We start from the raw sequence: 13386 nt of genomic DNA, 5'->3' as shown, positions 1-13386 counted from the left end.
TCTAGTTCGGCTTCCCCACAGAACCGCCGGTTCCCAGATGGCCTTCAACAGCAAAGTAGTCGTTAAATTGAGCGCCACCGCGCAAACGCAGCCCAACGGCATCACGTGAAGAACCACGGTCAGGGTTTAGGCTCCAGAACATGGCGTCACCGCCCACATATCCTTGTGGGTACTGAAATGATTGCTGGGCTTGAGCTGATGCCGCGAAAGTACCTGCACCAACCAGAAGCGCTGCGGAGGTGAGTGATAATACGGTCATCTTCATAAGTTAAACCTCAGTTAAAGAACAGCGTTTCCTTACGCAGATAAGTGTGGTCCAGCTTTCAGTAGAACGCAAATTTTATCGGCTCCTGGATAAGCTCAACACCACAATCCCCCCTACCACCACCGCGCCACCTACCAGCTGGCTGGGGCTAAGCATTTGACCGAGCACCAGATAGCCGATGAGCAGCGAGGCCACTGGCTCGAAATTCATCACTGGGGCGTTGCGCGCCATATTCAGCCGGGGCACAAAAATAAACAGAATCGAGAACGCACTGCCGTAGAGCAGCGCCAGCAGCGTTAACCCCATCCACCCCGTGCTGTTATCCGGCAGGCTCATGCCGCCAGGCACCGCGCCTACCAGGCCGCCAATAATCATGGCGATAAATACGGTCTGCATGGTGAGCAGGCTGCGCAACGTGCTGCCCACTCCGGCTAAGCGGTGCTCGGTAAGCCATAGGGCGCAGGCAAACGCAAAGGCGGCCAGTGGCCCAAAACCGATACCCGCCAGCCACTCCGGCCCCATGGCATCGGCGTTGGCAATCCAGCTAGGAATATCCAGCACCACCAATAGGCCAATCAGAATGGTGCCCATAATCAGGCAGCTACGCAGCGATGGCCTGGGGCCGCCCAGTGCCCAGCTCAATAGCGCTAGCTGGATGGGAAACGTGTTCACCAGCAACAGTGCAATCACGACCGGCAGACGCGCCACAGCGGAGTACAGACTCACGCTTTGCAGAGTAATCAGTAGCCCTACCACTAACTGCCGAGGCCAAGAACCCGAAGGCAGCCAAAGGCGCTTTTTCTGCACCACTACCAGTGTCAGCAGAATCAAGCAGGCAACGCCCGAGCGCATCAACACTGCCAGTAGCAGCCCTGTGCCATTATCAAACGCCAGACGGGCTGAGACGTGGTTAGCAGCGAACATGGTCGCCACGGTCATCATCAGCATAATAGCGATATGGCGGGGTAGCAGTGCAGGGGAAGATGTTGAGGACATAGGCACAGAACGGCTCACGATAGGTTATATAAGAAACAGGATGCCGACATTTTACATAGACGGCTAACGAAATTCTTCGCTGATTTTTCGCGTCGCAGCATGTTAAAATAAAGTCTTCTCTTTTTACCTCTTAACTACTTTACAAAGGTTGTTATGAACGCACCGGTGCTGGTTATTAACTGTGGCTCTTCTTCTATTAAATACGCTTTGATTGATGCTGATCCGCAGGCACCGCGCTTAGCCGGGCTAGCTGAACGCTTAGGCAGCCATGACGCCCGCTTGAAAGGTAAAAACAGCGCCGGTGAGAGCTTTACCCAGCCGCTACCCAATGCTGACCATGCTGAAGCTCTGAACGCCATTCTTCAGCGCTTGGAAGGCCGCGTGCCGGGTGCTGTGGGCCACCGGATTGTTCATGGCGGCGAGCACTTCACCCAGGCGGCACTCATTGATGACAGCGACATGGACGCCATCGAAACCACCGCTGCTTTAGCACCGCTGCATAACCCGGCCAACCTGGCGGGCATTGCCGCTACCCGCAAGGTATTTCCAGAACTGCCGCAAGTAGCCGTGTTCGATACCGCCTTCCACCAAACGCTGCCACCCCGCGCCTACCGCTACGCACTGCCAGAAGCGCTTTACCCCGAGCACGGCATTCGCCGCTACGGTTTCCACGGCACTAGCCACGCCTTTGTTAGCCAGCGCGCTGGCGAGCTGAGCAGCCGTGGTGCAGGCGGCTGGCTGACCGCTCACCTGGGCAACGGCTGCTCTACCGCGGCGGTGTGGAACAACCAGAGCCTGGATACCAGCATGGGCCTTACCCCGCTGGAAGGCTTGGTGATGGGCACCCGCAGCGGCGACGTTGACCCCGGCCTGCATGCGCATCTGCACCGCCAGTTAGGTTGGTCGCTAGATGAAATCGATAACGTACTGAACAAGCAGAGCGGCCTGCTGGGGCTTTCCGGCCTGACCAACGATATGCGCGAAGTAGAAGACCAAGCCATGGCCGGGCACCCTGGCGCCAAGTTGGCGCTGGACGTGTTCTGCTACCGCATCGCCAAGTCGCTGGCCGCGCTCTCCTGTGCACTGCCTACGCTTGATGGCGTGATCTTCACCGGAGGCATTGGCGAAAACTCGCCTATCGTACGTCGTGAAGTGCTGGCCCTGCTGCCCCACTTTGGTTTCAGCTTAGATGAAGCGGCCAACGAAGCCACCATTCGCGGTAAAGAGGGCAAGCTGGATAGCGCTGGTCATCAAGGCCCGGAAGTGTGGGTGATCCCCACCGATGAAGAGCCGCATTGCCATGGAACCCCGCCACTGCGTGGAGACCCCTGAATGAACAGCTCCCCCGAGCAACCCCAAGCCATTCTCCTGGTACCCACCAACGTCGGTGCCGGGCTAACGTCCGCTTGCCTTGGTTTGATTCAAGCGCTCGACACCATCGCCTTGAAAGCCGGTTTTTTAAAGCCGTTCATGCAGAACGAGTTGAACGGCCCCGGCCTGGATCGTTCCACGGCGCTGGTATCGCGCACGCTAAGCCAGCGCCCGCCCTCGCCCATTTCCCAGGCCCGCCTAGAGCGGCTGCTGCGCGACGACCAAACCGACGAGCTGATGGAAAACGTCATCGAGCTCTACGAGCAGGTGGTGCAGCAGGCCTACCGAGACGGCAGCGCGCTGGATCTGATCGTGGTGGAAGGCGTGGTGCCGACCCAGCACACCACCTACGCTACCCAAACCAATGCGCAGCTCGCGCATGCGCTAAACGCGCGAATCATTCTGGTGGGCACCGGGGATCTCAACGAACCCCAGGCGCTGGCCGAAGAGTTGGATATGCACGCCCGCAGTTTTGGCGGCGTTAGCTCTAGCCGCACCTTGGGCGGCATTCTGATGCGCATGAAGAACCTGCCCTACGGCCAGGAAGATGACCTTTCGGCCGCGCCGGGCACCATCAAACCGCAGCTGGAAGAGCCGGTGCTCAACGAGCTGCGCCGCTACTCCCCGGCGCTGGCCACCGACCGCTTCCACCTGATTGGCGTAGTGCCTTACAGCAAAACTCTGAGTGCCCCGCGCACGCTGGACGTGTCCCGGGCGCTGAATGCCAAGATGCTCAACGAAGGCGAAGCCGCCAGCCGCCGCGTGCTATCTACCAGCCTGTGCGCCCGAAGTGCGGCCAATGCGCTGCATATCTTCACCCCGGGCAGCTTGGTCGTGGCCTCCGGCGACCGTGACGATGTGGTGCTGGCCTCCGCGCTGGCCACCATGAACGGCACCCAGCTGGCGGGCGTTTTGCTCACCAACGGTTTCTTGCCCAACGAGGGCATGATCGAGATGTGCCGCCCAGCGCTGAAAACCGGCTTGCCGGTGCTGGCGGTAGAAACCGACAGCCTGACCACGGCGCAGAACCTGAGCCAGCTCAGCACTGAAATCCCCATGGATGACTTCGAGCGCGCCGAGCAGGTGGCCCGCTACGTGGCTGCCCACATGGATTTAGAGTGGCTGAAAGCCAAGCTGAGCCGTGGCTACACCCGCCGCCTCTCGCCCTCGGCGTTCCGCCACCAGTTGGTGAAGCTCGCTCAGCAGGCCAAAAAGCGCATCGTGCTGCCGGAAGGCGACGAGCCGCGCACCATCGAAGCGGCAATCATCTGCCAGCGTCGTGGCATTGCCGACTGCGTGCTGTTGGGCAAACGGGAAGATATCGAGAGCGTCGCCCATCACCGTGGCCTTACACTGCCCGATGCGCTGACCATCATCGACCCGGAAAGCACCCGCGCCAGCTACATTGGCCCGATGGTGGAGCGTCGTCGCGGCAAGCTCAACGAGCTGACCGCCGAAGCACAGCTTCAGGATAACGTGGTGCTGGGCACCATGATGCTGCAGCTCGATGAAGTGGATGGCCTGGTGTCCGGCGCGGTTCACACCACCGCCAACACCGTTCGCCCGGCGTTTCAGCTGATCAAAACGGCCCCTGAGTACAATCAGGTGTCATCGATCTTCTTTATGCTGCTGCCGGAACAGGTGGTGGTGTACGGCGACTGCGCGGTGAACCCAGACCCGGACGCCGAAACCCTGGCAGAGATCGCCCTACAGAGCGCTCGCTCTGCCGAGGCGTTTGGCATCGAGCCGCGCGTGGCGATGATCAGCTACTCCACCGGCGACTCCGGCACCGGCGCGGATGTGGATAAAGTGCGCGAAGCCACCCGCATCGCCAAAGAGCGCGCGCCGCATCTGGCCATCGACGGCCCGCTGCAGTACGACGCCGCCGCCATCGAGAGCGTGGGCAAGCAGAAAGCCCCCGACTCCCCCGTGGCGGGCAAGGCCACCGTGTTTGTGTTCCCCGACCTCAACACCGGCAACACCACCTACAAAGCAGTACAGCGGAGCGCCCGCGTGGTGAGCGTTGGCCCGATGCTGCAGGGTCTGAACAAGCCGGTGAACGACCTCTCCCGCGGCGCGCTGGTGGACGACATCGTCTACACCATCGCTCTCACCGCGATTCAGGCCAGCCAGCGGGAAGGTTAGGCCCTCGCCGCATTCTATACGAGCTAAAAGCAACGCCCCGAACAGTGAACTGTTCGGGGCGTTTTAGGTTTTGCGTCAGGTTGAATCGTTGGGATGTATCACGCCCACATGGGCACCATCGCTTCCAGCACCATCACTAAGCTCATCGCAGTTATGGTCAGAATAGACACGCCGAACACCTTCTTCGCCCAGCGCACGTCATCCTCTAACCGGTAGCCGCATAGCGCCAGATAAAGCCAGTAGCCGCCCATGGTGAGCGCTACACACAGGTAGCCTGCGCCTGCTTGGCTGGCCAGTACCAGCGCCAGTGACGCAGGAATAAACGCCACGATATAGCCCAGAATGTGGTGCTTGGCCCGCTTAATGCCGTGCACCACCGGCAGCACCGGGATGGATGCCCGGCGGTAATCCGCATAGCGGAAAATCGCGATAGCGTAGGAGTGCGGCATCTGCCACAGGCAGAAAATCACCAGCAGCATAAACGCGCCGCTGTCGAACTGCCCGGTCACCGCGCAGTAGCCCACTACCGGCGGCATCGCACCGGAAAGGCTGCCTACCAGCGTGCCATACTCGGAGTGGCGCTTCATATAGAGGCTATACACTCCCACATACACGCCCCAACCGATTACCGCCAGCGCCACCGTTAAGCCGTTGGTACCCAGCGCCAAACAGACCACGCCTGCAACCCCCAACAGCGCTGAAATCCCCAGCGCCTGGGTGATCGAGATGCGCCCCTTGGCTAGCGGGCGATGGCGCGTACGCGCCATCAGTGCATCAATATCCCGGTCGATGACGTTGTTGCAGGCACAGCCCGAGGCAATCACCAGGGCAATGCCCATCATCACCGAGGCAAAGGTGACCCAATCGAAGGTGCCGTGAGCGGCTAAAAAGTAGCCGCCCAGGGTCGCAATCAGGTTGCCACCAATAATCCCCGGCTTGGTGAGCGCCAGCAGATCGCGCCAGCGGCTTGGTGCCACGTTCAGCCGATCATCATGTTGAGATGCAGATGCTGCATGATCCATAACGAGCCCCCTACCACCAGGACGAGTATCGTCAGTGTGAAAACGAAGGACATAACATTCCAGCCCTCGTCGGCTTTGGTATTCATATGCATAAACATGACCAGCTGAACCAAAATCTGCAGCACGGCTGTTACAGCGATGACCACCACCGTCGTGGCGGTACTGAACGCACCGCCCATAACGACCGCGAACGGAATCACGGTTAGCACTAAAGATAGCAGAAGCCCAGTAACATACGATTTAACGCTTCCGTGGGAAGTCGTTGAATGTTCGGCTGAAGGTGATGATGAATGGCTCATGTCACAGTACCCCCATCAGGTAAACGAACGAGAACACGCAGATCCACACGATATCCAGGAAGTGCCAGAACAGGCTAAGGCACAGAATACGCGGGCGTGTCATGGGCGTAATGCCTTTGGTTGAGAGCTGCACCAACATGACCAGGATCCACACTAAACCCACGGTGACGTGCAGGCCGTGAGTACCCACTAGGGTAAAGAATGACGAGAGAAACGCGCTCTGATCAGGGCCGTAGCCCTGATGAATCAGATGCTGAAACTCGTACACTTCCATACCCACAAAGGCCGCGCCTAGTAGGAAGGTGATTCCCAGCCATGCTTTTACCTGGCCTAGGCGCTCGGCGTTCATCGCCAGCACGCCCATACCAAAGGTGAAACTACTGAACAGCAGCAGGAAGGTTTCCACCAGTACAAAGGGCAGCTCAAAAATATCCGCCGCCGTTGGCCCGGCGGCCGTGCCTTTCATCAGCACGGCGTAGGTGGCAAATAGCGACCCAAAAATCACTAAGTCACTCATCAAATACACCCAGAAACCAAACAGTTTGGTGCCCGTGGTGTCGTGGTGCTCATGGGGCTCAGGCGTTGCGCCGTGGTGTAAAGTATCGGTGGCCATTACGCTCGTGCCTCCACATAGTTGGTCTGTTCACGATCAGACGCTGCGCTGCTCGGCGCAGAGGTTTTGCGCTTCTCGTGTTCGCGCTCAATGCGCGCCACTTCGGCGGCGGGCACGTAGTAGTCGATATCTTCGTTGAATACACGGGCGATGAAACTGACGACAACGCCCAATGCGCCAAAGGCTGCCAGCCACCAGATATGCCACACCATCGCAAAGCCCAGAATCAGCGCGACGAAGCTAATCACCGGACCCGCCACCGTATTACGGGGCATATGAATATTGGTGTAGGGCGCGTCATCTAACTGCTCGTTGCTACGCTGCTTTTGCGACCAGAAGCTGTCGATATCACCCACTTCCGGCGAGCGAGCAAAGTTGTAGAACGGCGCAGGAGAAGAGGTCGACCACTCCAGCGTGCGGCCATCCCAGGGGTCGCCGGTTAGGTCGGCATTCAGCTTGCGGTCGCGGATGCTGACCCAGAACTGAATAATGGTGCAGGCAATACCCATCATGATGATCACGGCACCTACCCAAGCCAGAATCATCCAGGGTTGCCACTCAGGATTCGCATAAGACTGCATACGGCGCACGGCACCGAAGAAGCTCAGCTCGTAGAGCGGCATGAACGCGACGTAGAAGCCGATGAACCAGCACCAGAACGAGCGCTTGCCCCACTTCTCGCTCAGCGTGAAGCCGAACGCTTTGGGGAACCAGTAGGTCAGGCCCGCCATCATGCCGAATACCACGCCGCCAATAATCACGTTGTGGAAGTGGGCAATCCCGAACAGGCTGTTGTGCAGCACGAAGTTGGCCGCCGGTAGCGCCAGCATCACGCCGGTCATACCGCCTAGGGTAAAGGTGATGATGAAGCCCAGGGTCCACAGCACCGGCGAGGTCAGCTCTAGACTGCCGCGGAAGATGGTAAACAGCCAGTTGAAGACCTTCACCCCGGTGGGGATGGCAATGATCATCGTCATAATGCCGAAGAAGGCGTTCACGTTGGCGCCAGCACCCATGGTGAAGAAGTGATGCAGCCACACGATAAACGACAGCAGCGTGATCGCCACCGTGGCCCAGACCATGGTTTTGTAACCAAACAGGCGCTTACGCGCGAAGGTGGCGATGACTTCAGAGAACACGCCAAAGGCCGGCAGAATCAGAATGTACACTTCCGGATGACCCCAGGCCCAAATGAGGTTGACGTACATCATCATGTTGCCGCCAAAGTCATTGGTGAAGAAGTGCATACCGAAGTAGCGGTCAAGCGTTAGCAGCGCGATGGTCGCGGTCAGAATCGGGAACGAGGCAATAATCAGGACGTTGGCGCACAGCGACGTCCAGGTAAAAATCGGCATGCGGAACAGGGTCATGCCTTTGGTGCGCATTTTTAGAATGGTAACGAAGAAGTTGATGCCGGTGAGCGTGGTACCTATCCCGGATATTTGCAGTGCCCATATCCAGTAATCGACCCCCACCCCAGGGCTAAACTCTATCCCCGATAAAGCAGCATAAGCGAGCCAGCCGGTTTTGTCGAACTCCCCTACCACAAGGGAAATATTGACCAAAATAGCTGAGACAGCGCACAGCCAGAAACTCAGGTTATTCAAAAACGGGAAAGCAACGTCGCGAGCGCCGATTTGCAGCGGCACCACCAGGTTCATCAGGCCGATGACCATGGGCATCGCAACGAAAAAGATCATGATTACGCCGTGGGCGGTAAAGATCTGATCGTAGTGTTCAGGAGGGAGATAACCTGCGGCCCCACCGGCCGCCATGGCCAATTGGGTACGCATCATGATCGCATCGGCAAAGCCGCGAAGCAGCATTACCAAGGCCACCACAAAGTACATAATGCCGAGCTTTTTGTGGTCAACGGAGGTAAACCACTCGTTCCACAGCCAACCCCACTTACGGTAATACGTCAATGCGCCAAGTAGCGCGGCACCCCCGATCGCCATAAAGACAGCAACGACCATAATGATCGGTTCGTGATACGGAATTGCTTCTAACGTGAGTTTTCCAAACATGCTTAACCCCCCGCTTCAACGCTTGTGGAATGGCCGCCCATGGCGTGGTCATCACCTGCAGGCTGATTGGTAACGTGGCCGATCGCGGCCTGCTGTTGAGACGCGCTGGCGCTCTCTAGCTCGCTGGATTCACCGTGGCTATCGTGGCCCTCACTGTTGGCGTCACCGTGACTCGAATGGCCACCGTGCCCGCTGCCTTCACCGCCGTGGAAGCTGCTGACAATCGACTCATACAGCTCAGGCGTGACCGCCGAGAAGTACTCCACCGGGTGATACTCGGTCGGCTGCGCCAAGGCTTCGTAACCGTCCGGGAAGGTCAGGGTGTCATCGGCTGTGCGCACGTTTTCCACCCAGGCATCGAATTCCGCCGGTGAGGTGACGTGGGCATCGAAGGTCATCCCAGAGAAGCCAGCGCCACTGTAGTTAGTGGAACGGCCGGGGTAGACGCCCTCTTCATCGGCAATCAGGTGAACGTCGTTATCCATGCCCGCCATGGCGTAAATCTGGCTGCCTAAGCGTGGAATGAAGAATGCGTTCATCACCGAGCCAGAACTCACTCGGAAGCGCACAGGGGTATCCACCGGGAACGCCAGTTCATTGACGCTGGCAATGCCCTGTTCGGGGTAGATGAACAGCCACTTCCAATCCAGCGCGACGGCTTGGATCTCCATGGGTTCCACGCTGCCTTCAATCGGCTTGTGGGGGTCCAGGCTGTGGGAGGGTTTAAAAGTGAGGAAGGCCAGAACGGCAATGATTAAGCAGGGAACGGTCCAGACGGCAGCTTCAATGGCATTGGAGTGCGCCCAGTCCGGCAGGTACTTGGCAACGCTATTGCTGCGCCGGTAGCGCCAGCCAAACAGCAGCGTCATCACAATCACCGGAATGACCACAATCAGCATCAGCCCAAAGGAGGTCAGAATCAGCGAGCGTTGCTCAACGCCAATCTGCCCCTTGGGATCCAGCAATGCAGAACTGCAGCCCGTTAACAGCAAGCACAATACGACGAGCACAAAAGTGCCTCGCCTGCGCCAGTGGGTAGGTAGTTGCATGGTGTGATCTCATCAGAGAGTTGTCTAAAACAGCTCACTGCTTGGCTGGCTAACTAGCCAGCTAAGTAGCAAGCTAACTATCACCCCATACTTTTCCCAAAACAGTGAGTATGACTACGTTGCTCCGGGAAAAATATGCGCCACCTCATGGGGTTAGTGGCGAGCCTTAACCGTGCACGTTGCGTGCATCAACTAAGACTAAAGTATTTTCTATTGATCTCGGTCAATCAGAAAGAGACGTTATGCCGCACCCTGCGCACCCGTTTGGGCACAGGGCACTGGGGAGTAGTGGCTGAGCAGTGGCTGTTGTTAGGCGAGCGAGATGCTCAGCGTGGGCAGCGGGTGGCGCTCTAACAAGCCAGGGGCACGCTCATCGTCGGTGACGACAATATCGAAATCCTCCAGCGAGGCAAAATAGGCCGGGCGCACCACGCCAAACTTGCTGGCATCGACAATCAACAGCCGCTGCATCGCGGTGGCAATCGCCGCCTGCTTAGGCCCGACTTCATGAAAATGAAAGCAGCTTACTCCCCGCTCGCAATCCACCCCAGCGGCAGAAATCAGCGCTTTGTTGATGCCCAAACGCTCGATGGCCGCGCCCATGCCGTCGCTACCAAACGATTGAGAGGAAGCGTAAAAAAGCCCGCCGAGTAACACCAAACGCACATTCGGCAAGACGGCCACCGCGTTAGCCACATTCAGCGCGTAGGTCACTACGGTTAATTCGCGGAAGTGGCTTAGCTGGCTGAGCAGCGGAATCAGCGTTGAGCCGCAGTCGATAAACAGCGTATCGCCCTCTTCAATAAAGCTGGCGGCACGCTGGCAAAGACGCTGTTTGACCTGATAGTGGCTCGATTGCTGCTCAGTAAGGTCGTATACCGGCGTCACGCCGGGGTAGCTTGCCATCACTAGCCGCCCACCCAGCAAGCTAATGGCTGAAGGTTGCGTTGAAAGATCCCGACGAATGGTCATTTCGGAGACTCCACACAGCTCGGCGGCATCGCGAAGATGCAGCGTTCCCCCGCTAGCCAACGCTTCTTGCAACATCGCCATGCGCTGTGCGCTCCGATCATTCATGTCCAGCATCTCCTTATGATTCATTTTGTTATCAGCATTAAGCCCTTCCAAGCGGCTCTATGCTGAGCCAGGCCCTCATTTATTTCCACTGGATTATTTCTACTGCAATGCACCCTTTCATCCGCGCATGATGCGCGTATCACATTTAAACAACGTTGATGGACAATACTTGCAAATCAACGTTAAAAAAATAACACTCAATGTTATAATTTTAACATCAACGCCAGCCCACACGACCCATAACGTCGGTATGCCAGCCGCCCTGGCACCGAGATACAACCCTGTTGAGGCTTCCATGACTGCTCTATCCCTCTCTCGTTCTTCTTCGTTCGTCACGCTTGGCGCTGGCGTTTTACTGGCAAGTGCTGCCGTGGCAACCCCTGCGTTTGCCGACGATGCCGAGCCGCAAACCCTTGACCGCCTTTGGTCGTTTGCCAACGTCTCCGTCAACTATCTCGACTGGTCGAACGGCACCGAAGCGCGCACTGCTAGCAACGCAGCGAAAAGCGACTTTACGTACGTTGAAATCGAAGGCGGCGTCGGCTTTAGCTGGGGCGAATTTTACGGCTTCTTCGATTTCGAGAACCCCACTAACGATCAGTTCGACCAGGCCAGTGGCGGTAAAGACAACTTCCGTACCGCCGGTAAAGTGACCTCGCACATCTACCTGGGCGACAGCCCGCTGTCGATTTACGCCCACCTGTACGATTTCCGCGACTACGGCTACGAGTCTCGGGAGCAGGACCAAATCCTGGGTCTGGGCTATCGCAAAACCTTTGATAACGGCCTATGGTTCAAACCGTTCATCGGTGCCGCGCGAGTGCAGAGCAATAGCTACACCGGCATGAACGGCTTTATGGCTGGCTGGGTCGCGGGCTACGACTTTACCGCCCTGAACCAAAACTTCAGCGTGACCAACTGGCACGAGCAGACCTTCGGTCGCGACGACGAGTACCTGACTCAGAACTACGTGGGCGACAAAGCAGGCAGCGTCGGTACCAACGGTGCGCTGAGCCTGTGGTGGCACCCGTCCGATCTGATCACCACGGGCGTGCAGTACCGCTACTCAGAGAATAAACTGGGCACCCCGGACGCTTATCAAAACGCGATGATCTACTCAGTGAAGTTGAACTTACTGTAATCGCTCACACTCCTCACGATCCGAAGGTACTTCCATGACCCTCATCATGAGCTTGGTTGGTATGGTCACCCTGGTGGCCATCGCCCTAATCTTCTCTTATGACCGCAAGTCGATTCGGCTGCGCACCGTACTGGGTGCTTTTGCTATCCAGGCCGGTATCGGTGCATTCGTGCTCTACGTGCCGTTCGGCCAGGCGGTGCTGCAAACCATTTCCGCCGGTGTTAGCCAGGTACTGGTGTTTGCTAACGACGGTATCGGCTTCCTGTTTGGCGGCCTAGCCGATGTGGAAAACGTCGGCTTTGTGTTTGCTATCAAAGTACTGCCGGTCATCATCTTCTTCTCGTCGCTGATTGCCGTGCTCTACTACCTGGGCATCATGCAGTGGGTCATTCGGATTCTGGGCGGCGCGCTGCAAAAAGCACTGGGCACCTCGCGTACCGAATCGCTCTCCGCGACTGCGAACATCTTCGTCGGCCAAACCGAAGCACCGCTGGTGGTGCGTCCGTTCATTGCCCGCATGACGCCTTCGCAGCTATTTGCGGTGATGTGTGGCGGCTTAGCATCGGTAGCCGGTTCCGTTTTGGCGGGCTACGCGGCGCTGGGTATTCCGATGGAGTACTTGGTCGCGGCCTCTTTCATGGCGGCGCCAGGCGGCCTGCTGTTCGCTAAGCTGATCATGCCGGAAACCCAGGACGCCGAAGATAGCGACAGCGTTTCCAAGGTTGATGAAGAGCTGAAAGAGCAGGACGACAAGCCCACCAACGTGCTGGACGCAGCGGCCTCCGGTGCGACTTCTGGCCTGATGCTGGCGGCCAACGTGGGTGCGATGTTGCTTGCGTTTATCGGTTTAATCGCGCTGGTTAACGGCATTTTAGGCGGCGTTGGCGGCTGGTTTGGCTTTGAATCGCTGAGCCTTGAACTGATTCTCGGCTGGCTGTTTGCACCGCTGGCATTCCTGCTAGGCGTGCCCTGGGCAGAAGCGACGCTGGCGGGTTCTTTCATCGGCCAGAAGCTAGTGGTCAACGAGTTCGTGGCCTATATCAACCTCGCCCCCTACATCGATGGGGAACAGGTGGTGGCGGCTACAGGTCAGATGATGACCCCGCACACCATGGCGATTCTCTCCTTTGCACTGTGTGGCTTTGCCAACCTGTCGTCCATTGCGATTCTGCTGGGCGGCTTGGGTAGCATTGCGCCCACGCGTCGCAAAGAGATTGCCCGCTTCGGTGTGAAAGCCGTTTTGGCCGGTACGCTCTCTAACTTGATGTCGGCATCCATTGCTGGCTTCTTTATTGCGCTGGGCAACCTGACGGCTTAACGCAGCGAGTACGACACCATGCAACGGGCGCTGCTATGTTTTCGCAGTGCCCGTTTTGTCTTT

12 protein-coding genes and 1 pseudogene are annotated in these 13386 nt (G+C 57.8%); 5 read left to right on the top strand and 8 right to left on the bottom strand.

All coding sequences use genetic code 11. The annotated features are described in order from the left end of the window. Position 1: 1 nt before the first annotated feature. Together B4967_RS19475 and B4967_RS10750 are read right to left on the bottom strand one after the other, a co-directional pair. Positions 2–265 (bottom strand): outer membrane beta-barrel protein, encoded by a 264-nt coding sequence (locus B4967_RS19475; protein WP_243470520.1) that lies wholly within the window; start codon positions 263–265, stop codon positions 2–4. A 75-nt stretch (positions 266–340) separates the two neighbouring features. After that, positions 341–1261 (bottom strand): EamA family transporter, encoded by a 921-nt coding sequence (locus B4967_RS10750; protein ID WP_083025169.1) that lies wholly within the window; start codon positions 1259–1261, stop codon positions 341–343. A 153-nt stretch (positions 1262–1414) separates the two neighbouring features. Between B4967_RS10750 and B4967_RS10745 the strand changes: the two are divergent. Then, positions 1415–2597, top strand: a pseudogene (locus tag B4967_RS10745) (acetate/propionate family kinase). Then, entirely contained in the window at positions 2594–4777 is a 2184-nt protein-coding gene (gene pta, locus B4967_RS10740) for a phosphate acetyltransferase (RefSeq protein ID WP_083025167.1), read from the top strand. The pseudogene B4967_RS10745 and the gene pta overlap by 4 nt, the downstream one beginning before the upstream one ends. A 98-nt stretch (positions 4778–4875) precedes the next feature. Here pta and cyoE read toward each other — a convergent pair whose 3' ends face one another. The 5 genes from cyoE to cyoA are packed head-to-tail and all read right to left on the bottom strand — an operon-like array spanning position 4876 to position 9787. Next, positions 4876–5799 (bottom strand): heme o synthase, encoded by a 924-nt coding sequence (cyoE, locus tag B4967_RS10735; RefSeq protein WP_083025166.1) that lies wholly within the window; start codon positions 5797–5799, stop codon positions 4876–4878. Next, positions 5757–6098, bottom strand: coding sequence for a cytochrome o ubiquinol oxidase subunit IV (cyoD, locus tag B4967_RS10730; RefSeq protein ID WP_083025164.1), 342 nt, complete (start codon positions 6096–6098; stop codon positions 5757–5759). The genes cyoE and cyoD overlap by 43 nt, the downstream gene beginning before the upstream one ends. Position 6099: 1 nt before the next feature. Next, a complete protein-coding gene (cyoC, locus tag B4967_RS10725; protein ID WP_083025162.1) occupies positions 6100–6711 on the bottom strand; it encodes a cytochrome o ubiquinol oxidase subunit III in 612 nt (203 codons plus the stop codon). Beyond that, entirely contained in the window at positions 6711–8738 is a 2028-nt protein-coding gene (cyoB, locus tag B4967_RS10720; protein ID WP_083025161.1) for a cytochrome o ubiquinol oxidase subunit I, read from the bottom strand. The genes cyoC and cyoB overlap by 1 nt, the downstream gene beginning before the upstream one ends. 2 nt (positions 8739–8740) lie before the next feature. Then, entirely contained in the window at positions 8741–9787 is a 1047-nt protein-coding gene (cyoA, locus tag B4967_RS10715; protein ID WP_083025159.1) for a ubiquinol oxidase subunit II, read from the bottom strand. A 135-nt stretch (positions 9788–9922) separates the two neighbouring features. Between cyoA and B4967_RS17875 the strand changes: the two genes are divergently transcribed. Continuing rightward, positions 9923–10141 (top strand): hypothetical protein, encoded by a 219-nt coding sequence (locus B4967_RS17875; protein ID WP_139794470.1) that lies wholly within the window; start codon positions 9923–9925, stop codon positions 10139–10141. Here B4967_RS17875 and B4967_RS10710 read toward each other — a convergent pair. Beyond that, positions 10097–10864 (bottom strand): DeoR/GlpR family DNA-binding transcription regulator, encoded by a 768-nt coding sequence (locus tag B4967_RS10710; RefSeq protein WP_083025201.1) that lies wholly within the window; start codon positions 10862–10864, stop codon positions 10097–10099. The genes B4967_RS17875 and B4967_RS10710 overlap by 45 nt on opposite strands. A 295-nt stretch (positions 10865–11159) precedes the next feature. On the opposite strand from B4967_RS10710, the gene B4967_RS10705 reads away from it, so the two are divergent. After that, positions 11160–12005, top strand: a complete 846-nt coding sequence (locus B4967_RS10705) for an outer membrane protein OmpK (protein ID WP_083025158.1) — start codon at positions 11160–11162, stop codon at positions 12003–12005. A 34-nt stretch (positions 12006–12039) separates the two neighbouring features. Further along, positions 12040–13323, top strand: coding sequence for a NupC/NupG family nucleoside CNT transporter (locus tag B4967_RS10700; RefSeq protein WP_083025156.1), 1284 nt, complete (start codon positions 12040–12042; stop codon positions 13321–13323). Positions 13324–13386: the final 63 nt, after the last annotated feature.

It is taken from the genome of Vreelandella lionensis (genome assembly GCF_002087295.1).
Taxonomy (GTDB): Bacteria; Pseudomonadota; Gammaproteobacteria; order Pseudomonadales; family Halomonadaceae; genus Vreelandella; species Vreelandella lionensis.
This window is presented reverse-complemented; position numbering and strand designations above follow the sequence as displayed.

What these genes read in the sequence shown, in the direction of transcription:
- B4967_RS10700 (WP_083025156.1), top strand. Translation starts at nt 12,040, where the DNA reads ATGACCCTCATCATGAGCTTGGTTGGTATGGTCACCCTGGTGGCCATC.
- cyoD (WP_083025164.1), bottom strand. Translation starts at nt 6,098, where the DNA reads ATGAGCCATTCATCATCACCTTCAGCCGAACATTCAACGACTTCCCAC.
- cyoC (WP_083025162.1), bottom strand. Translation starts at nt 6,711, where the DNA reads ATGGCCACCGATACTTTACACCACGGCGCAACGCCTGAGCCCCATGAG.
- cyoB (WP_083025161.1), bottom strand. Translation starts at nt 8,738, where the DNA reads ATGTTTGGAAAACTCACGTTAGAAGCAATTCCGTATCACGAACCGATC.
- B4967_RS17875 (WP_139794470.1), top strand. Translation starts at nt 9,923, where the DNA reads ATGCGCCACCTCATGGGGTTAGTGGCGAGCCTTAACCGTGCACGTTGC.
- pta (WP_083025167.1), top strand. Translation starts at nt 2,594, where the DNA reads ATGAACAGCTCCCCCGAGCAACCCCAAGCCATTCTCCTGGTACCCACC.
- cyoA (WP_083025159.1), bottom strand. Translation starts at nt 9,787, where the DNA reads ATGCAACTACCTACCCACTGGCGCAGGCGAGGCACTTTTGTGCTCGTC.
- cyoE (WP_083025166.1), bottom strand. Translation starts at nt 5,799, where the DNA reads ATGGATCATGCAGCATCTGCATCTCAACATGATGATCGGCTGAACGTG.
- B4967_RS19475 (WP_243470520.1), bottom strand. Translation starts at nt 265, where the DNA reads ATGAAGATGACCGTATTATCACTCACCTCCGCAGCGCTTCTGGTTGGT.
- B4967_RS10750 (WP_083025169.1), bottom strand. Translation starts at nt 1,261, where the DNA reads ATGTCCTCAACATCTTCCCCTGCACTGCTACCCCGCCATATCGCTATT.
- B4967_RS10710 (WP_083025201.1), bottom strand. Translation starts at nt 10,864, where the DNA reads ATGAATGATCGGAGCGCACAGCGCATGGCGATGTTGCAAGAAGCGTTG.
- B4967_RS10705 (WP_083025158.1), top strand. Translation starts at nt 11,160, where the DNA reads ATGACTGCTCTATCCCTCTCTCGTTCTTCTTCGTTCGTCACGCTTGGC.